Source organism: Paenibacillus tundrae (assembly GCF_036884255.1).
Classification (GTDB): domain Bacteria; phylum Bacillota; class Bacilli; order Paenibacillales; family Paenibacillaceae; genus Paenibacillus.
Genome location: NZ_CP145605.1, coordinates 1915831 through 1933924 on the forward strand (window position 1 = coordinate 1915831; position 18094 = coordinate 1933924).

The 18094-nt window shown below is 44.4% G+C and carries 21 protein-coding genes; 17 read left to right on the forward strand and 4 right to left on the reverse strand.

Annotated features, from left to right (window positions below):
* Positions 1–25 precede the first annotated feature (25 nt).
* Together V6W81_RS08535 and V6W81_RS08540 are read right to left on the reverse strand one after the other, a co-directional pair.
* Positions 26–403 carry a cytochrome C oxidase subunit II gene (locus V6W81_RS08535; protein WP_145047981.1) on the reverse strand — a complete coding sequence of 126 codons (378 nt, stop codon included), beginning with the start codon at positions 401–403 and terminating at the stop codon, positions 26–28.
* Positions 404–641: 238 nt separating this feature from the next.
* Positions 642–1007, reverse strand: coding sequence for a phage holin family protein (locus tag V6W81_RS08540; RefSeq protein ID WP_056698612.1), 366 nt, complete (start codon positions 1005–1007; stop codon positions 642–644).
* Between the two features lie 189 nt (positions 1008–1196).
* Here V6W81_RS08540 and V6W81_RS08545 point away from each other — a divergent pair, with 189 nt between their 5' ends.
* The 4 genes from V6W81_RS08545 to V6W81_RS08560 all read left to right on the forward strand — a co-directional run bounded on the left by V6W81_RS08545 (position 1197) and on the right by V6W81_RS08560 (position 6108).
* Entirely contained in the window at positions 1197–3566 is a 2370-nt protein-coding gene (locus V6W81_RS08545; protein WP_338542648.1) for an endonuclease MutS2, read from the forward strand.
* Between the two features lie 50 nt (positions 3567–3616).
* Positions 3617–4063 (forward strand): DUF350 domain-containing protein, encoded by a 447-nt coding sequence (locus V6W81_RS08550; protein WP_128101076.1) that lies wholly within the window; start codon positions 3617–3619, stop codon positions 4061–4063.
* A gap of 126 nt (positions 4064–4189) precedes the next feature.
* Positions 4190–4753 (forward strand): hypothetical protein, encoded by a 564-nt coding sequence (locus V6W81_RS08555; RefSeq protein WP_338542650.1) that lies wholly within the window; start codon positions 4190–4192, stop codon positions 4751–4753.
* A 137-nt stretch (positions 4754–4890) separates the two neighbouring features.
* Positions 4891–6108, forward strand: a complete 1218-nt coding sequence (locus V6W81_RS08560; protein ID WP_338542652.1) for an MFS transporter — start codon at positions 4891–4893, stop codon at positions 6106–6108.
* A 223-nt stretch (positions 6109–6331) separates the two neighbouring features.
* Here the strand turns inward: V6W81_RS08560 and V6W81_RS08565 are convergent, their stop codons facing one another.
* Positions 6332–7555, reverse strand: a complete 1224-nt coding sequence (locus tag V6W81_RS08565) for an NAD(P)/FAD-dependent oxidoreductase (protein WP_338542653.1) — start codon at positions 7553–7555, stop codon at positions 6332–6334.
* 95 nt (positions 7556–7650) lie between these two features.
* Here V6W81_RS08565 and V6W81_RS08570 point away from each other — a divergent pair, with 95 nt between their 5' ends.
* The 7 genes from V6W81_RS08570 (at position 7651) to V6W81_RS08600 (ending at position 11989) form a co-directional block, all read left to right on the forward strand.
* Positions 7651–7884 (forward strand): hypothetical protein, encoded by a 234-nt coding sequence (locus V6W81_RS08570; protein WP_056698596.1) that lies wholly within the window; start codon positions 7651–7653, stop codon positions 7882–7884.
* Between the two features lie 46 nt (positions 7885–7930).
* Positions 7931–8326: a spore coat protein gene (locus V6W81_RS08575; protein ID WP_145047976.1), complete on the forward strand. Its 396-nt coding sequence runs from the start codon at positions 7931–7933 to the stop codon at positions 8324–8326.
* 184 nt (positions 8327–8510) lie between these two features.
* Entirely contained in the window at positions 8511–9011 is a 501-nt protein-coding gene (locus V6W81_RS08580; RefSeq protein WP_056698588.1) for an Lrp/AsnC family transcriptional regulator, read from the forward strand.
* Positions 9012–9024: 13 nt separating this feature from the next.
* Positions 9025–10233, forward strand: a complete 1209-nt coding sequence (locus tag V6W81_RS08585) for an aminotransferase class I/II-fold pyridoxal phosphate-dependent enzyme (protein ID WP_128101082.1) — start codon at positions 9025–9027, stop codon at positions 10231–10233.
* A 213-nt stretch (positions 10234–10446) separates the two neighbouring features.
* Entirely contained in the window at positions 10447–10668 is a 222-nt protein-coding gene (locus V6W81_RS08590) for an aspartyl-phosphate phosphatase Spo0E family protein (protein WP_186380932.1), read from the forward strand.
* Positions 10669–10865: 197 nt separating this feature from the next.
* Entirely contained in the window at positions 10866–11417 is a 552-nt protein-coding gene (locus tag V6W81_RS08595) for a hypothetical protein (RefSeq protein WP_056698582.1), read from the forward strand.
* Positions 11418–11455: 38 nt separating this feature from the next.
* Positions 11456–11989: a bifunctional adenosylcobinamide kinase/adenosylcobinamide-phosphate guanylyltransferase gene (locus V6W81_RS08600; protein ID WP_338542656.1), complete on the forward strand. Its 534-nt coding sequence runs from the start codon at positions 11456–11458 to the stop codon at positions 11987–11989.
* A gap of 225 nt (positions 11990–12214) precedes the next feature.
* Here the strand turns inward: V6W81_RS08600 and V6W81_RS08605 are convergent, their stop codons facing one another.
* On the reverse strand, positions 12215–12826 hold the full coding sequence (locus tag V6W81_RS08605; RefSeq protein ID WP_338543972.1) for a DedA family protein: 612 nt from the start codon (positions 12824–12826) through the stop codon (positions 12215–12217).
* Between the two features lie 222 nt (positions 12827–13048).
* Between V6W81_RS08605 and V6W81_RS08610 the strand changes: the two genes are divergently transcribed.
* From V6W81_RS08610 to V6W81_RS08635, 6 genes are all read left to right on the forward strand, one after another.
* On the forward strand, positions 13049–13624 hold the full coding sequence (locus V6W81_RS08610; RefSeq protein ID WP_145047973.1) for a cob(I)yrinic acid a,c-diamide adenosyltransferase: 576 nt from the start codon (positions 13049–13051) through the stop codon (positions 13622–13624).
* Positions 13621–14607, forward strand: a complete 987-nt coding sequence (locus tag V6W81_RS08615; protein WP_338542657.1) for an RluA family pseudouridine synthase — start codon at positions 13621–13623, stop codon at positions 14605–14607. The genes V6W81_RS08610 and V6W81_RS08615 overlap by 4 nt, the downstream gene beginning before the upstream one ends.
* 157 nt (positions 14608–14764) lie before the next feature.
* A complete protein-coding gene (locus V6W81_RS08620; RefSeq protein ID WP_338542658.1) occupies positions 14765–15130 on the forward strand; it encodes an arsenate reductase family protein in 366 nt (121 codons plus the stop codon).
* Positions 15131–15315: 185 nt separating this feature from the next.
* Positions 15316–16209, forward strand: coding sequence for a 5'-3' exonuclease (locus V6W81_RS08625; RefSeq protein WP_082560452.1), 894 nt, complete (start codon positions 15316–15318; stop codon positions 16207–16209).
* Positions 16206–17318 carry a phosphodiester glycosidase family protein gene (locus V6W81_RS08630; RefSeq protein WP_338542659.1) on the forward strand — a complete coding sequence of 371 codons (1113 nt, stop codon included), beginning with the start codon at positions 16206–16208 and terminating at the stop codon, positions 17316–17318. The genes V6W81_RS08625 and V6W81_RS08630 overlap by 4 nt, the downstream gene beginning before the upstream one ends.
* 31 nt (positions 17319–17349) lie before the next feature.
* The gene (locus tag V6W81_RS08635) at positions 17350–18045 is read left to right on the forward strand and encodes an MOSC domain-containing protein (RefSeq protein WP_338542661.1); all 696 of its coding nucleotides are present in this window, start codon (positions 17350–17352) and stop codon (positions 18043–18045) included.
* Positions 18046–18094 lie beyond the last annotated feature (49 nt).

Below are 18094 nucleotides of genomic sequence, written 5' to 3' on the forward strand. Positions count from 1 at the left end.
TACGGGGGCTCCTTGTCTTGGTTATCTATTCTTCAACAATAATTTTGGAGATCATGCTACTGTGCCCGCTACCACAGAATACAGAACATGACATCTCAAATTCGCCGACTTGGTCAGGGATGATTACTTTTGAAGTGTTTTGGATGTCTAGTTGCAGTTTAAGTTCAGGCACAAGCAAGCCGTGATTGCCATTTGTGTTTTCGTAAATAATGTTAACGGGAACCCCTTTTTTGAGGTGATACTCGGGCTTGTCGAACTCATAGTTGCTTGCCTTGATCACGAGTTCCTCACTTGCAGTAATTTCAGGATCAGCATCGCTGCCATTACTTGAGTTTCCTGATCCGCATGCTGCAAGAACCATAATCAACATACAAGCTACGAGCCAGGCTATACTTTTTTTCATCATGTGCCCCCTTATTGTAATAGATGGAATTTGAATGATTTCTTCAGTCATCATACCGCAAATTGAATACGCCTGTACATGTGGGCTATGTCGTTTTATTGAAAATTATTCAGATTATGATGTGGTGTAGGGGAAGACTTCATAAAAAATAAACCTCATCAGGCTGTGAAGCCATCAGAGGTCTACGGATGAGCTATGTTACTGATCTAACGTGTTTAGCCAGGGTATAGCCTTGATCTTACGAACGTTTGTTGGATTCACGCCCTGCCTCAAACGGTGTGGATACAGGGATGAACAAATCGATAATCCCGATAACCAGTGCGGCTAAAATGGCTCCAAGCAAGCTGACTTCAACGTGATCGACAACGTATTGACCTAACCAGATCACTAGTGCACTGACAATGAAGCCAACGATTCCACGGCCGAAGGGAGAGACCCTTTTACCAAAGACACCTTCAATGATCCAACCAAGAAGGGCAATGACCAGAGCTAGCATAAGGGCGCTCAAGAAACCACCAACGGCAAAACCAGGTACAATCCAACTGACGACCATTAGTACAATGGCTGCGATAATGAATCGTACAACATGTCCCAAGAAGTTCAACGTGTTTACCTCCTTATATTTCAGATCGGATTATGCATTGAGCATCCTGTTCGCTTGGGGACGTTGCAAAATCCTGACACCTGTAGTTTGTGGCTTAATGTCATAACTTATGTGTGGAAGGATTCGTTAAATAGCGTTAGAAAGTTTCTTTCGCTATAATACAGTTATAGTTTGGAAGGAGTTGTACACTTGGATACGAAAATTTTACACACATTGGAATACCGCAAAATTTTAAATACATTGCAAGGCTTTGCCCAAACGACAATGGGCAAGAAGAAAGCGGATACTCTGGTGCCAATTGGTGACCTAGATGAAGTGAAAAGATTACTACAGCAAACGGACGAAGCCTTTAAGTTTGATCGATTGAAGGGTTCGCCATCTTTCGGTGGCATCGTTGACATTACAGCCTCCATTAAACGTTCAGAAATTGGGGGCACCTTGAATCCACATGAACTTCTCAGTATTTCGAACACTACCCTTGCTTCACGTAGACTCAAACGGCAAATTGCTACACTTCATGAAGATGAAAAGGTGGAGTCGCTGTTCTTCATTAGTGACCAGTTGTCGGAGCAAAAAGCACTAGAAGATGAAATTCGTAGCTGTATTGAAGATAATGCTGAAGTTGCTGATAGTGCGAGCGTCACGCTTGCTCAGATTCGTCGCGAACTTCGGGGCGGTGAAGCTCGAATCAGGGAGAAGCTGGATTCCATGATCCGCTCATCAACGGTATCTAAAATGCTACAGGATCAGTTGATTACTATTCGTGGGGATCGCTTTGTAATCCCGGTAAAAGCAGAGTATCGTTCTTACTTCGGGGGGATTGTACATGATCAGTCGGGTTCAGGTGCGACTCTGTTTATTGAACCGGAATCAATTGTTGCAATGAATAACAAATTACGTGAGACTCGAATTCGGGAAGAGCGCGAAATTGAAGTTATTTTGCAGAAATTGACAGCCCTTGTCAGTGAGCAGGCAGAATGGCTGTTGGATGATGTCGATCTATTGGGGACGCTTGATTTCATCTTTGCGAAGTCACGTTTAGCGCGCGAACTGAAGGCAACCTTACCTCGGATGAATGATCGCGGCTTCATTAAGTTGAAGAAGGGGCGTCATCCGCTAATTGCCATTGAGAATGTTGTGCCTACGGATATTGAATTAGGCAATGATTATACATCGATTATTGTCACAGGGCCGAATACAGGTGGTAAAACAGTCACGCTAAAAACGATTGGTTTGCTCAGTTTGATGGCCATGTCTGGATTGTTTGTCCCTGCTGAAGATGGCAGTCAGCTCTGTGTATTTGATGCGATCTATGCCGATATTGGAGACGAACAGAGTATTGAACAGAACTTGAGTACGTTCTCCAGTCACATGACCAACATTATTCGAATTTTGAAAAACATGACAACGAAAAGCCTTGTTCTCCTCGATGAGCTTGGCGCGGGAACAGATCCGGCAGAAGGTTCGGCACTAGCGATTTCCATTCTGGAACATATGCATCAGACCGGTTGTCGTATGGTAGCTACAACGCATTATAGTGAGCTGAAGGCATACGCATATGAACGCAAAGGCGTTATCAATGCGAGTATGGAATTTGATGTGAATACATTAAGTCCAACCTATCGTTTGCTTGTTGGTGTTCCTGGTCGAAGTAATGCCTTTGCGATTGCGGAACGTCTTGGGCTTCCAACTAACATTCTGGATTATGCTCGTGGCGAGGTGAAGGAAGAGGATCAACGGGTGGAGAATATGATTGCTTCACTAGAAGAGAATCGACTGACTGCCGAGCAAGAGCGTGAGAAGGCGGAACATTTACGTGCAGACATGGAGAAGCTACGTAGTCGACATCAATCCGAACTGGAGAAGCTGGAACAGCAGCGTGACCGCCGGATTGAGAAGGCAGAAGAAGATGCGCGCCTGATTGTGGACAAAGCTAGAGCAGAAGCTGAGAAAATTATTGCTGATCTGCGTCAGCTAGCTATGGAAGAAGGAGCATCGGTTAAGGAGCACAAGCTAATTGCTGCTCGTAAACAATTAGACGAAGCTGAACCGGAGAAACGGAAGAAGACCGTTAAACGCACGGCATCCGCTCCGAAGGCTCGTGCTATTGGCCCAGGCGATGAAGTGTTAGTGTACAGCTTGAATCAGAAAGGTCATGTTGTTGAGATGTCTGGAAGCAAGGAAGCAGTGGTACAGCTTGGTATTATGAAGATGAAAGTATCACTGAATGATCTTGAGCTGAAGCAGTCTGCTTCAACTGTAGTGACACCCAAACAAAAACCTGTGACCGGAATGAAACGAACTCGTGATGACAATGTCAAGAGCGAGCTGGACCTGCGCGGTGCCAATTTGGAGGAAGCTCTGATGGAAACGGATCGTTTTATCGACGAAGCGTTCCTTGCGAATCTGGGTCAGGTATACATTATCCACGGTAAAGGAACAGGAATTTTACGTTCCGGTATTCAGGATTATCTGCGCAAGCATAGACATATTAAAAGTTATCGGCTGGGCAATTATGGGGAAGGCGGAAACGGTGTTACCGTAGCAGAACTGGAGTAGCTTGCCCATGCCATGAATCATTGAATTTCCGCATTCTTAGTCAGCTTTGAATGCGGAAGCGGGAAGGGGAACCGTGCGTGAAAGGGACGATTGACCAATTGCTGTCCCATCCCTTGGGGATGGTGCTCGGTTTTTTTTCGGTAGCCATTATGGAGCTTCTCATTTTTCTCGCTTGCTTCGAACTAGTTACCAAGTATAAGTGCTGGGATGAGATTAAGAAGGGAAATATCGCGGTTGCTATGGCAACAGGTGGCAAAATTTTTGGCATATGTAACGTACTTCGTTTCTGTATTCAAGCCAAATCTTCAGTCTATGAAGCCATGACGTGGTCATTTCTAGGGTTTATTCTCCTGCTTGTTGCCTACTTTTTATTTGAATTTTTGACCCCGGTGTTCTCCATTGATAAGGAAATTGAAGCGGATAACCGGGCGGTTGGACTGATTTCCATGATTATCTCGGTCTCGCTATCCTTTGTCATTGGCGCGAGCATCATGTAGGAGGTCTTGCGGCATGAAACTGTTAATTCGAATTTTGTTTGCTGCATCCATTGTATTTTTCACTATTGGCGTCATTTATGTTATGAATACTTGATGGTTATACAGAAAGAGAAAGGTTGATTAGATATGGAAACAACAGTATGTCCTTGGTGTCACACGGAGATTGTATGGGATGAGGAACTGGGACCTGAAGAAGAGTGCCCACATTGCCACAATGAACTAAACGGATATCGCACACTTAACATTAGCATCGGAGACGAAGAGGAGATTGACAACGAAACGGATGTCTACGAGGATGATGAGGTGCACGAAAATCAGGGAACGGATATCTCTGATTTATGGGGCGATGAGGTAGAACTGAAACTACCTGAATTGCGCACACTAACCAAGTATGCGGATGAGGGGAATGATCTGATCCAATACGAAGAAGGTGTTGAGAAGCAACTCGATCATCAGGAAGAAGTCCCAGAATGCCCACACTGTCGTGAGTTCATGCTGTTAGCAGGTACTCAACAAGCAGACCAGGCGAACTTCACGTCTGTTCCGAATGGTGCTGCGGGAACGGGTGATTTGTTGTCACCTCCGTTCACAGTGCAGATGTATGTCTGCTCAGGATGTTTCCAAGTTCAATACAGTCTGTCAGAGGATGATCGTCTTCGTCTGATTCAGAATTTGAGTGCGAAGAAATAAATCATTTTATAAAGCTCTTTCAAAATAAAATTTTATAGCCATGCCAAAGATTCATCATGTTTTCCTAGCGCTTGGGGTACGTTAAACCTGAGACCTACCTGTAAAGTGCTCACTTCAGGTGGACAAAGGAGGAGCAGATGAAGATTTCTTTGGGTCGACAATCCATTCTGCTTTTGAGCGTGAATGGATTGTTTGTGTTAGCAGGTGCTTTGTCAGGAACATTTTTGAATGTGTACTTGTGGAAGAGCAGACCAGACTACGCGATGTTAGGTTGGTTCACGGTCAGTCAGCAACTTGCCATCGGGCTCACATTTTGGATTGCTGGTAAATGGGTTAAGGAACATAACAAAATGAGTGCGTTAAGACTAGGGACAGCATTATCAGGGCTTTTTTATATGACAGTTCTCTGGGTTGGTTCTAGCGCTGTAGACTGGATTTGGCCTCTAGGCATATTGTTAGGGTGTGCATTAGGTCTGTTCTGGATTGCATTTAACGTTGTATATTTTGAGATAACGGATCGCGATAACCGGGATTTATTTAATGGCTGGGTTGGTCTGTTAGGATCAATGACAGGTATTATCGGGCCATGGTTCTCTGGACTGGTCATTTCTCGAATGACGGATAATACGGGATATCGTCTTATTTTTACGGTGTCTCTGGTCATTTATGTGATTGCAGTCGTGTTCAGTTTCTTTCTCAAAAAAAGAAAGGTGAGCGGTACATACCGCTGGTCGGAGCCTTGGCTCCAACTGTCCAAACCGCATAGTCCTTGGAGGCCGCTTGCTTTAGGTTTATTTGCTCAAGGGGTGCGTGAGGGTGTATTCGCATTCTTGATCGCTTTACTGGTCTATGTGGCTACTGCTCAGGAGTACAAGCTAGGGCAGTTTTCTCTTATCACTTCTGCAGTAGCACTTGTAAGTTACTGGGCAGCAGGCAAATGGTATAAGCCACAGTATAGAGCGAAGGGAATGCTCATTGGAGCCATATTGCTGTTCATTGTTTTAATGCCGGTTCTTTGGAAAGTGACCTATGGTACGCTGTTGATTATGGGAATCGGAAGTGCCTTTGCGATGCCATTGTACATTCTGCCGATGATCTCAGCAGGTTTTGATATGATGGGCACGAGTGGTGAAAATGTCGAAAAAAGAGTAGAACTTGTCGTACTAAGAGAGCTTTCCCTGATGATTGGTCGGCTGTTTGGATTGGGGGTCTTTATTCTAACCGTCATGAATGAACCTTCGCTGCGAACGCTAACTTGGTTAATTATCATCTTAGGAGCCTTTCCGCTAATCGGTTGGGTCTTTATGCGTAAGATGTTAAGACACAATGAAGGAAAAGGTACAACATCGTCATAAATCTAAGGCCATGGATTGGGCTTAAGATTATGCCTCTTGTAGTGCTGACAGTATGAGGGTGTTAGTGCTTACTTATATATGTATGGCAAAAATAAAAAGGTACGTTCAAGGATGTAATTCCTGTGAATGTACCTTTTTTTTTGTAAGTTTTAAATGTAGCTGCTTCAAATGCTGTTATTGTCTAGACTTTATTTACATCACAATACTTGTATGCTTACTCCAGTTAGACGGGTGAAGGTTTGCTAGTTCTTGTGAGTGAAAATAGATCCAAATCGGGGTTCTTAGTACCCGTAGCAATAAGCTCTGTAATTAGCTTTGCGCCAATCATGCTATACACTGTCCCATTGCCACCATACCCTTCTACAAAATATGAATGTGGGTAATCCGGATGCGCTCCAATTAGGGGAAGCCCGTCATGCGTGCTACCAAAGACCGCTTCCCAAGCATAATCTACTTCAAGGTCGGATAAAGGGAAATATACCGCAATCTGTTGCAGTAAAATGTCACCTTTATGAGCTGCTTTGATCGCTCGTTGATCCTCACGCGGACGTTCCTCATCTAGTCCACCTGCAATAATTCGTCCATCTGGTGTTGTGCGCATGTATAGATAAGGTCTGGCAGTTTCCCATATCATGCATTGTTCATGCCAGCTACCGAGATCCTTCAGTGGTTTGGTGGCAATGGCGTAAGTGCTCTTCAGATATGCCCCGCGATCATTCTTGATCTCTTGCGTTTCATATCCTGTAGAGAAAATAACATGCTTGGCACGAATTGTTCCTTGTGGCGTATAACATACCACTCCATCCTCATTGTAGTCACAATGGGTCATGGCGGTATGAGCGAAGACTTTGGCTCCCTGATTTGAGGCCGAGTCGATGAGTGAGTGAACCAAGCGATACGGATTAACCTCCGCATCACCACTTGTATACAATGCAGCTCGCTTGCTGAAAGGGAACACGGAACGAATTTTGTCTTCATTCCAGAGCTCTACATCGAATCCGTAATGCTTCAGATTGCGATATTCCTCCTCAAGCATAACTATATCATCCTCATCAGTTGCGCAATATAGACTTGTGCGAGGCACAAACCAAGGATCAATTTCAAGCTTTTGTGCAATCTCGGCTAGCTGCTGCATTGCATCTCGACACAACTCATAAAATCGTACTCCTGTCTGTTCTCCAAATGTCTGGATACAGGAGGTCAACGTCTTATCATTCGTATATTGGAGTAAGCCCGTGTTCGCCATACTACTGCCATGCCCGATCTCTCTCTTGTCAATAAGGATGGTTTGAATTCCACGATCGGTCAGAAGCTTGGCCGATAAGGCTCCAGCCATTCCACCGCCAACAATGAGGCAATCACAGGTAAGATTCTCTTCTAGAACTGGATAATTGCGTGTCGGTTGGAACGTGGTTGGCCAGTACGTTGTTCCGTTAATGAGTTCCACAATAGACCACCTCGGTTCATTTAATGAAGTATACTTTTTCAGGACAAGGTAACAATAAATTCGCATAAACTTTAGGTTAAGGAGGTCAGACATACATGCAATATTCACAAATGCAAGCACTGAGCCCTAAGGAACTGAACTATATTGCGGATTCAATCTCCAATGAAGAAATGCTGATTAAACAGTGTGCTGCTACAGCATCGATCTCACACCAGCCACAGATTGGGCAGGCATTGAACCAATATGTTCGCGCCCATGAACAACATTTGAACACGCTGATCCAGGCTCTGCACCAACATCAATCTCTTGCACCTTCCCAGTCGCAATAAACTTCAAACCGTTAGCAAGTGATTTTAATGCTTAGGAGGAAAATACGTGTACACACAATCTTTGTCATCCAGTGGGAATTTTATGCAAGAACAGGACTTGTTAAAGTCGATTCTTGCAGATTTGAGACGAACTTCACGGGAATATACGACAGCAACTACGGAAGCTTCCTGTCCTACAGTTCGTAAAATGTTCAATGATCTGACGAATGATACTTTGCGTTTACAGGGTGAATTGTTCAATCTGATGCAACAAAACAACATGTATTCTGCATCGTCCAAAGCCCTACGTTCAGATGTTGATAAGCAACTCCAGTCTGCACAGCAGACACAACAGAAATGTCAGCAATTCATTCAGGAGAAGAACACGCAAAGCAGTCCATACAGCCAGGCACCTAATGTGCCTCAGCATCAGCCTAGTTACGGTAATCCTTATTACATGTAACCTCTGGAAAAGGGGTTTGAAGCACAAGCCTGTGTAAAGACCATACCACCGCTTGCCTGAATTCAAGGCAGGCGGTTTTTGTCTTTGCATCAACGTTAAATTCATGTAATATAAGTATTAATTCTTTGAAGAGATAGCTCGAACACGTACGTTAAGGAACTTGGATGACGCTGGAGGGAAACACATGAAGGATTTGAACGACCTGCAATTGAAAGTTCTGAATCTGTTGAAGGAAGACGCGAGAAGGACTCCCGCGCTGCTGTCTACGCTGCTCGGAGAGTCGGAAGATAAGATTAAGAATGTCGTCGCACAGCTGGAGCAAGAGCACGTCATCGTCAAATACGCAACGGTCGTTAACTGGAGCAAAATTGATGATGAGAAAGTCACAGCACTGATCGAAGTACAGATTACGCCAGAGCGTGGTCGGGGATTCGAAGGTATTGCTGAACGAATCTACTTGTATCCTCAAGTAAAATCGGTTTATCTCATGTCGGGAGCATATGATTTGCTCGTTGAAGTTGAAGGTGGCAACCTTCGTGAAGTTGCTAATTTTGTATCCGAGAAACTGTCTCCGATTGATTCAGTACTCTCCACCAAAACGAATTTTATTCTTAAAAAATATAAGCAGGACGGGATTATTTTTGAAGACCATCAGGAAGACAACCGTCTCATGATCTCGCCGTAAAGGAAGATGTGTCATGATAGTGAATGAACAGACAACAGGGAATAACAAGAAAATGACTTCGTATCTGGCACCTTTGGTTCAGCAGATACCGCCATCCGGAATTCGTAAGTTTTTTGATCTGGTTGGTGATAACAAAGACATCATTACACTTGGCGTCGGGGAACCGGACTTTGTTACGCCATGGCACATGAGAGAAGCTTGTGTGTATTCATTGGAAAGAGGCATGACTAGTTATACGTCAAATGCCGGTATGCCGAAGCTGAGAGAAGCTATCAGCGATTATTTGCATACCCAATTCGATACAAAGTATGATCCGAAGGACGAAATTATCGTAACGGTTGGCGGCAGTGAAGCGATTGACCTCGCATTGCGGGCCTTGATCGTACCTGGAGACGAAATTCTGATTCCAGAACCGTCGTATGTAGCATATTCACCCATTGCTTCAATTGGTGGGGGTGTGCCTGTTGGTGTTGAGACCTACGCCAAAGATCAATTCAAAGTAACAGCGGAGGCGCTTGAGGCAAGTATTACGCCTAAATCCAAAGTTGTGATTCTGTGTTATCCAAGCAATCCAACCGGAGCAATCATGACGTATGAAGAATGGCTTCCGATTGCTGAAGTGATCAAGAAGCATGATCTTATTGTCATTGCTGATGAGATATATGCTGAGTTGACGTATACGCAAAAACACGTTAGCTTCGCTTCAATCCCTGATATGAAGGAACGCACAATTCTAGTCAGTGGATTCTCCAAAGCATTTGCTATGACTGGCTGGCGGATCGGATACATGTGCGGACACCCAGAGCTTATTGCGGCAATGCTCAAAATCCATCAGTATACGGTTATGTGTGCTCCTGCGATGGGCCAAGTGGCTGCACTTGAAGCTTTAACGAACGGATTAGGTGAGAAGGACAGAATGGTGGAGTCCTATAATCAGCGCAGAAGGCTGATCGTACAGGGGTTCCGCGATATTGGATTAGACTGTCATGAACCCCAGGGTGCATTTTATGCATTCCCAAGTATTCAAAAGACAGGCCTTACTTCTGATGTTTTTGCTGAACGATTGCTCACAGAAAATAAGGTTGCTGCTGTACCTGGTAATGTGTTTGGCCCACAAGGTGAAGGTTTCCTTCGTTGTTCCTATGCAACTTCAGTGACTCAATTGAACGAAGCGCTGGAACGAATCGGAAATTTTGTTTACAAGATACAAAAAGAGGGTTAATAAGTAAGAGGAGTCTTTTGAATGTTTGAAAAGGATACCCGAATGATACAATTTGTTATATTAGAAAAAATGACTTTCTTTTACAAATTATTGTGATATAATTTCAATTTGAAATAACTTTTTCTAGCATTTAACATTCGGAAGAACATTTTCCAAGGAGGGGTTAGCTTGTTTTGTGTTGAATATGAGTTACCGACTAATCGTGGACAATATCTGGCTGAAGGCGATCATGGCGACCGATGGTCGGTGAAACGAGATCACGCATCATTGCATGACATTTCCTTGGAAGATGAAATTCATCTGCTGCGTCTGAAGATGGAGCAGATCTTCCTTGAAGAAAAATCATTCACTTCTGACATCGTTATTGAGATCAGCAGTTTGCTTGATCTGAAGATTAACGAGTACATGAAAGCTAACCCGATCAAAAGCAAATGATATTTTGCCGGGTATATGTAATATAGATTGCTGTTGTTGCAGGCTATCGAAACGTTACGTATATTGGCTGTAGAGAGACCCAGAGGGGTCTCTTTTTTTGTGGCATGAGTCGAATCATAGCCTTAGAAGGCGTGCTTATTTTTTTGCGTGGAACAATTGTGATATATTGGACATAGGAGACAAAAGGGGGAGCTGGAATGAAAAGAGTTTGGGGTCTAATGGCAATCATCTCCATAATTTTGGTGCTTACTGGTTGTGGAGGAAAGAGTGGATTCACGATTTTTATTATTGATAACCAGGGTGATCCGTCCGTTATTTCAGAACAACTACAGGCGAATTTGCAGCAAAAGCTAGGTGAAGAGCCTAAAGTAGAGGTTGTCACTAGTGCGATGTATGATGTACAGAAAATCCTGGTAGAATATGCCGCAGGTGGGCATGATATTTTTATACTGCCTGAAGCAGACATGAAGCAATACGGCAACAATGGCTCAAACGTGTCTTTAGATGATACATTCGATCAAGAGAAATACGAGCGAGGAGTATTTGAAGGTGGAGTTTTCGTTGAAGATGGCACAGGAGATGATGGATCTGATATCAAAAAAGAAACACATCTCTATGGAATTCCGCTTGAAGATATGAAGATGTTCCAAGAAGTGCAGTATGCTGCAAAAAATTTATTTGCAACCATTCCAGTGTCCGCTTCAAATATTGAAGAATCGAAGAAAGTACTGAAGGCATTAACAGAGTAAATAGGTGTGAAGCCTAGCTATGGAAGGAGGGGAGCGGATTGTTGATTACGGTCACTGGGGGTATAGGTAGTGGTAAAACGAAGTTTGCCCTTGGTTATGCGGCGGAGATCAGCCGGGAAGGCATCTATTTATCAACTGGCGATCATGAAGCGATCATTCCGGAATTTCCATCCGCTCACTATCGTGTCATTGAAGCTGGGAATGGTCAACATCTGACGGAAGTTATTCATCAGATTAATCGAGAATCTAATTTATTTCTGGCAGATCGTCGGATTGTAATCGTGGATAGTTTAACCTCGTGGATGGTTGCTGGTTTTAGAGCGAATGACGATTTGGATGAACAACGTGTAGAAACGCAGCGATTGCTGGATGCCATGTTGTCTTATCAAGGGAAGATGCTTGTTATCACCAATGAAATGCATGGTTCACTGAACCCAACGGAAGAAGAGCGTATCTTCGCTGCAAGAATGGCATCGGTGAATCGTGCACTTCAGGCGCACTCTGAACAAGTCTACATGCTCGTATCTGGTCTAGCGATGGAGCTTAAGGCACGCTCAGTACGTTATGAATAAATCGTCTTATATCATACGAGTCATGGCAAAGGCTACATAATGGACGTTTAATAAAGAAAGACGTGCGGTCTATAGGAGACGGCACGTCTTTCTTTATAGGGGCACTAGTGAGAGTAAACGAGGAAAGAGCCAATCATACCCATCCTTTACGTAACATGAATTTGTATATTAGTGTGTATCTTATATCAAATTCAAATAAGAGTTGGCAGAGTGCTAAGGCACGGTCTAGTTCCGAGCTCTACTCCGTTTGATCCACCATATTATGAATCCTACAATAAGGATTGCGAGAATGATGTAAATCACAAGGGAGTACACATCCATAAAGCTCAGAATACTTTCCCATGATGCTCCAAGTGCGGCTCCAACAGAAACAAGAATAATATTCCATACGAATGTACCGATTGTGGTAAAAAGGACGAATAATCCAAACTTCATATTGGACATACCGGCAGGGATGGAGATTAAGCTACGAACAAGAGGAATCATACGGCAGAACAAGACAGTCCACATTCCGTATTTATCGAACCATGCGTCTACACGATGAATGTCCTCTTTTTTGATACGTAGAATATGACCCCAGCGGTCTACTATTTTCTCTAATCGGTTCACATCAATTAACAGTCCAATGGCATATAAAATGATAGCTCCAAGTACAGATCCGATCGTTGCAGCAATAATAACGCCAGGCAGTGTGAGGCTAGTATACGTAGTCATAAATCCGCCGAATGGCAAAATAATCTCAGAAGGAATGGGCGGAAATACATTCTCAAGGGCAATTATCAGCGCGATTCCTATGTATCCATACTGTTCCATGAAATCGGTTATCCAGTTCTGCATCATCGTCTCCTTTTTTTATGGGGGTTTATCAATTTCATGTATACTCAGCATTACAACTCCATTCAATATACGTGGCAAGCTTCCAAGCGGTTTCTGAAAAAAATGCATTTCCGTATCTTATGGTGGTCAAGTATACTGGTTAAGTTGAAGTTAAGGAATGTTCGCAATACTAATAACCCGAATATTCTACCGCGCGAATCAATAACAATTGGAGGGATTAGCATGGGCATATACACACGAACAGGTGACGAAGGTCAAACATCAGTGATTGGTGGACGGGTCATCAAGGATGATGATCGAGTAGAGGCATATGGAACAATTGATGAACTGAATTGTTTTGTGGGACAGGCAATCAGTTTAATTGATCATGCAACAGGGCAATTCGAGGATCTCCGTGAGCATTTGCTTGAAGTACAACAGGAGTTGTTTGACTGTGGATCAGATCTCGCTTTTGTAAGAATTAGTGAGACAAAATATAAAGTGCGGGATGAGATGGTTACTAGATTGGAACAATGGATTGACATGTATGATGCGGAGAATCCAAAGGTAGAACGTTTCATCTTGCCGGGGGGAAGTCAGCTATCGTCTGCACTGCATGTATGCCGTACTGTATGTCGTCGTGCGGAACGCCGCGCAGTTACCTTAGGGCAACATACCGATATTAATCCATCGGTAAGACGTTATTTAAACCGTTTATCGGATTATTTCTTCGTGGTTGCACGGACAGCCAATGCGAGACAACAGGTAGCTGATATTGAATATGTGCGGAGCAAAAAAGTTTTCCGCCGCAAAGAATGAGCCTGTATTATTCGCCGCTTGTCTATACGATTCCTGAGCAGGAGGATGGCTGGCTACTGAAGACCGTGCTTCAGCGGCGGCTGCAAATATCCCGTAAACTTTTGTCGAGGTTGAAGCTCACGGAACAAGGAATCATGTTGAACGGAGAGCGTGTGTATATCAGCGTGAAGGTATCCGCGGGGGATCGACTCGAAGTTCGAATGGAGCAAGAAGAATCAGATGACATTTTGCCAGAAGAGCTGCCTTTTAACATTTTATATGAAGATGAGCATCTGCTTATTGTCAACAAGGATTCGGGCATTATCGTACATCCCACGCATGGGCATTATACAGGCACGCTAGCCAATGGCGTTGTCCATTATTGGAAGTCCAAAGCAGAGCGCTTCCGCTTCCGCCCGATCCATCGTCTGGATCAGGAGACATCAGGTGTGCTGGCGATAGCCAAAAACCCTTATGTGCACCAGCATGTGTCGGAGCAGATGATTGCGGGAACGGTCGATAAAAAGTATATGGCTATTGTGCATGGCTCTCCTGCTGAGGTAGAAGGTGCGGTGGATGGCCCAATTGACCGTGACCCAGAAGAGCCTCATCGTCGAATCGTAACACCTGATGGTTATGCCGCAAGAACCTTATACAACGTGGTAACGACATGGGGAAATGGCAGTGCCAGTGTAGTGAATCTGAAACTGGAGAGTGGCCGAACCCATCAAATTCGTGTACATATGACATCAATTGGTTGTCCGCTAATTGGTGATCGGATGTATAAGACCTTGCCAAGCGATAGAATCAATGCTGAGACAGAAGCGATGCGAAACGAGCGAGATGGGTGGATTGATCGTCAAGCCTTACATGCATACGAGCTATCATTCGACCATCCTATTCTGAAGCAGCGGATGACATTCCAGGCACCACTGCCTCCAGATCTGGCAGCGTTGGAGAAACGACTTGATGCCGAGACGCAACCAAGAGAGGATCGCATCTGAAGATCGCAACCATGCTGAGTATTTGAGTGATCCATATGAAATGGATTGCTTATGAAGTAAAACTGCAATGCGATGGTATTGTTTTCGAGCGACTTTTGGATTTGCAAAGCAAACCAAGGGAAGCGAGAAACGAAACCGGAGCGAAGGAGGAGTAGCAATGAGTCAATTAAAAGTATATCAGTACGCCAAATGCGGGACATGCCGCAAAGCAGTGAAGTGGCTGGAGGCACAAGAGCATCAGCTAGAGTTAATTCCTATTTTTGATACCCCGCCTACTGAAGCTGAGCTTACAGATTTGATCCAGAAGAGCGGCCTTGAGGTTAAGAAATTTTTCAATACTAGCGGAGAGGTCTACAAAGAGCAACAGCTGAAGGATAAGTTGCCTGGGATGTCGGTAGAAGAGCAGATTCGTCTGCTAGCTTCGAATGGTCGCCTCATCAAACGTCCTATTGTAACGGACGGAGACAAGGTCACCGTTGGCTTCAAGGAAGATACGTATGAGCAGGAGTGGAATAATCGCTAAGAACGACGAATAACTTGGATTCTACCGTAACTGAAAAGGTAGTATAATTGTTGCCCTGAATATTAATAATTCAGGGCTTTTTTGGCTGACCGATAAGTGGTAGAACTATGCTATAATGATAGAGTTATTCTGCAATGCAATTATATTTTATTGGTTACACACAAGATAGGAGAGAGTAAACACAAGTGAATCAACGTAATGAACCTACTTTGTTGCTAGTAGACGGTATGGCAGTGTTGTTCCGGGCATTTTACGCAACATCTGCAAGCGGATATATTAGACGTACAAAGGCAGGCTTGCCCACCAATGCAGTTTACGGATTTATCCGTTATTTCTGGGATGCGGTTCAGACCTTTGGGCCAAGTCACGTCATCTGTTGTTGGGATATGGGTGGAAAGACGTTTCGTGGCGAAGAGTATGCCGCTTACAAAGGCAATCGTCCCGAAGCTCCGAATGATCTAATTCCGCAGTTTGAGTTAATTCGTGAAGTCATGGATAGTCTGAATATTCCGAACATTGGAGCAGCTGGATATGAGGCTGACGATTGCATCGGCACGTTAGCGAAATATTACACAGAGCAGACAGACATGAATGTAATGGTACTGACGGGTGATCATGACATGTTGCAACTGATTAATGATCGTACAAGCATTATTATTATGAAAAAAGGTCATGGCAACTACATGGTGTACACACCAGAGTCGCTAATGGCGGAGAAACAACTTACACCTCGCCAAGTCATTGATATGAAGGGCTTGATGGGGGATGCAAGTGACAATTATCCAGGGGTTCGAGGCATTGGTGAGAAGACGGCACTGAAGCTTGTTCAGGAGTATGATTCAATCGAAGGGATTCTGGACAACTTGGATAAGCTTACACCTTCGGTACGCAAAAAAATTGAGAATGATCTGGACATGCTTCATCTGTCCCGCAAATTAGCAGAGATTCACTGCGCTGTTCCAGTTGCATGTGCACTGGATATGTGTGAATTACGTCTGGATCCGGATACGGTGATGGACAAGTTTGAACAACTTGAGATGAAGAGCCTTGGCTCTTGGATGGGAGTGGCAATAGGGTGAGCAGTATTCAAACAAGATCAAGTAAGAGATGGTGGACAGGGGCTATGGCTCTTGTCCTGGCTTTACCGGTATTATTATCAGGGGCAGTAAGTGCTCCACAGACAGCCGAAGCAAAAGCAGCAATCAGTACTAAAGTGCAGAAAGTAAAAGCAGCAGGACGTAGTTTCACCGTGCAAACGGTTAGTATTCCAAAAGGTACACCAGTGACAGTAGGATTAGCGAAGAAACAGGTAGGTCAGACAGCAACATTGCCTTCCATTGTCAAAGCGTATGGGGCGCAAGCAGCGATTAACGGAGCTTTCTTTGAGGCTTATAATGGTGCTCCAGATCCATATGGCATGTTAATAGCTAATGGTAAAGTAATACATATAGGAAGATACGGTACAAGCATTGGTTTTAAAGAAGATGGCACAGCTATCATGGATTCACTTCGTGTGAACTTAACAGGAATGGTAACGACGCCAGAAGGCAAATCCCGCAGTTGGTATGCTACCTTTATTAACAGAACCCCTTCAGCAAATGCAAGCATTACGATGCTGTATACGCCTGAGCGTGGTTCGACGGTTGGGTTCAAAGGTGGTACAGCAGTAGTGATCGAGAAAGGGATCGTTACCAAAAAAGTACCGAATACCAATATTGCCATTCCTAAGAATAGCTCAGTTCTGGTCTTCACAGGCAGTCATAAATCCAACGCCGATCGTTTCGTGGTTGGCTCCACGGTTGAGATGAATTATAAGTACACGAATGCAGCAGGCAAGGAAATTCCTTGGGATGAAGTCGTTACTGCTGTAGGAGCTGGCCCGCGTCTCGTTAAGGATGGGAAGATTTCGATTAATCCAGCAAGTGAAGGCTTCAAGGATCCAAAAATCTTGAATGCCTCTGGTGCAAGAAGCGGGATCGCTATCATGGCCGATGGTTCTGTTCTTCTGGCGACCGTTTCCGGAGCAACGATGAAGGAATGGGCTGCTGTGATGCAGAAGCTTGGAGCGAAGCAAGCGATGAATCTGGATGGTGGTGCATCTTCAGGTATGTATGCTGGTGGTAAAATGCTCACTTCGCCTGGTCGCTTGTTAAGCAACACACTCGTTTTTGGTGGCTCCGTTAAATAATCCGTGAACAATGAAAGGGAGAAATGCACAAATGAAACTCACACAACAATCCGAATTGGGCGATAGCCCTACAGCTGTCCTTTCTCTAAATGTGGGTCAGCCTAAACCTTTGCCTGGTCAAAAACGTGAAGTGCTGAGCGGAATTGTGAAGACTCCCGTTTCTAGTCCTGTTTTCTTGTCATTCACGGGCATGACTGGGGATGCTCAGGCTGATCTAGAGCACCATGGGGGACCCGACAAGGCGGTTTGTGTCTATGACTATAGCCGTTATCCTTTGCTGGAGCAATTGATGGAGCGCAAGCTGGAGTGGGGGGCTTGTGGCGAAAATTTGACGGTCGAGGGCTGTGCAGAGGATCTGGTGCGGATTGGCGATGTGTATCAATTAGGCGATGCTATGGTTCAAGTTAGTCAGCCCAGACAACCTTGCTTCAAGTTGGCAGCTCGATATGACTACAAGGGCTTGCCTGTATATTTTCAGGAAAGTGGACATACCGGCTTTTATTTTCGTGTGTTACAAGAAGGAGAAGTGAAGCCAGGTTCTGTATTCAAACGAATTAGCACGGATTTAACCTCCATGACTATTCTGGAAGCGAACCGGGTGATGCATCAGGGTAAACGGGACGCGGAAGGCATTCGTGCCTTGCTGGCCATTACAACCCTCTCGAACAGCTGGAGACAAACGTTGGTAAACCGTTTGGAGAAGCTGGAAGGCGAGTCGTTGAATTGAACGAGTAGAGTGATCGATGACAGAATGGAATTCCTTTTACATTAATTGA

What these genes read in the sequence shown, in the direction of transcription:
- V6W81_RS08615 (WP_338542657.1), top strand. Translation starts at nt 13,621, where the DNA reads ATGAGCCTGTATTATTCGCCGCTTGTCTATACGATTCCTGAGCAGGAG.
- V6W81_RS08580 (WP_056698588.1), top strand. Translation starts at nt 8,511, where the DNA reads ATGAAGGATTTGAACGACCTGCAATTGAAAGTTCTGAATCTGTTGAAG.
- V6W81_RS08585 (WP_128101082.1), top strand. Translation starts at nt 9,025, where the DNA reads ATGATAGTGAATGAACAGACAACAGGGAATAACAAGAAAATGACTTCG.
- V6W81_RS08635 (WP_338542661.1), top strand. Translation starts at nt 17,350, where the DNA reads ATGAAACTCACACAACAATCCGAATTGGGCGATAGCCCTACAGCTGTC.
- V6W81_RS08595 (WP_056698582.1), top strand. Translation starts at nt 10,866, where the DNA reads ATGAAAAGAGTTTGGGGTCTAATGGCAATCATCTCCATAATTTTGGTG.
- V6W81_RS08570 (WP_056698596.1), top strand. Translation starts at nt 7,651, where the DNA reads ATGCAATATTCACAAATGCAAGCACTGAGCCCTAAGGAACTGAACTAT.
- V6W81_RS08555 (WP_338542650.1), top strand. Translation starts at nt 4,190, where the DNA reads ATGGAAACAACAGTATGTCCTTGGTGTCACACGGAGATTGTATGGGAT.
- V6W81_RS08535 (WP_145047981.1), bottom strand. Translation starts at nt 403, where the DNA reads ATGAAAAAAAGTATAGCCTGGCTCGTAGCTTGTATGTTGATTATGGTT.
- V6W81_RS08605 (WP_338543972.1), bottom strand. Translation starts at nt 12,826, where the DNA reads ATGCAGAACTGGATAACCGATTTCATGGAACAGTATGGATACATAGGA.
- V6W81_RS08620 (WP_338542658.1), top strand. Translation starts at nt 14,765, where the DNA reads ATGAGTCAATTAAAAGTATATCAGTACGCCAAATGCGGGACATGCCGC.
- V6W81_RS08560 (WP_338542652.1), top strand. Translation starts at nt 4,891, where the DNA reads ATGAAGATTTCTTTGGGTCGACAATCCATTCTGCTTTTGAGCGTGAAT.
- V6W81_RS08610 (WP_145047973.1), top strand. Translation starts at nt 13,049, where the DNA reads ATGGGCATATACACACGAACAGGTGACGAAGGTCAAACATCAGTGATT.
- V6W81_RS08550 (WP_128101076.1), top strand. Translation starts at nt 3,617, where the DNA reads ATGCGGAAGCGGGAAGGGGAACCGTGCGTGAAAGGGACGATTGACCAA.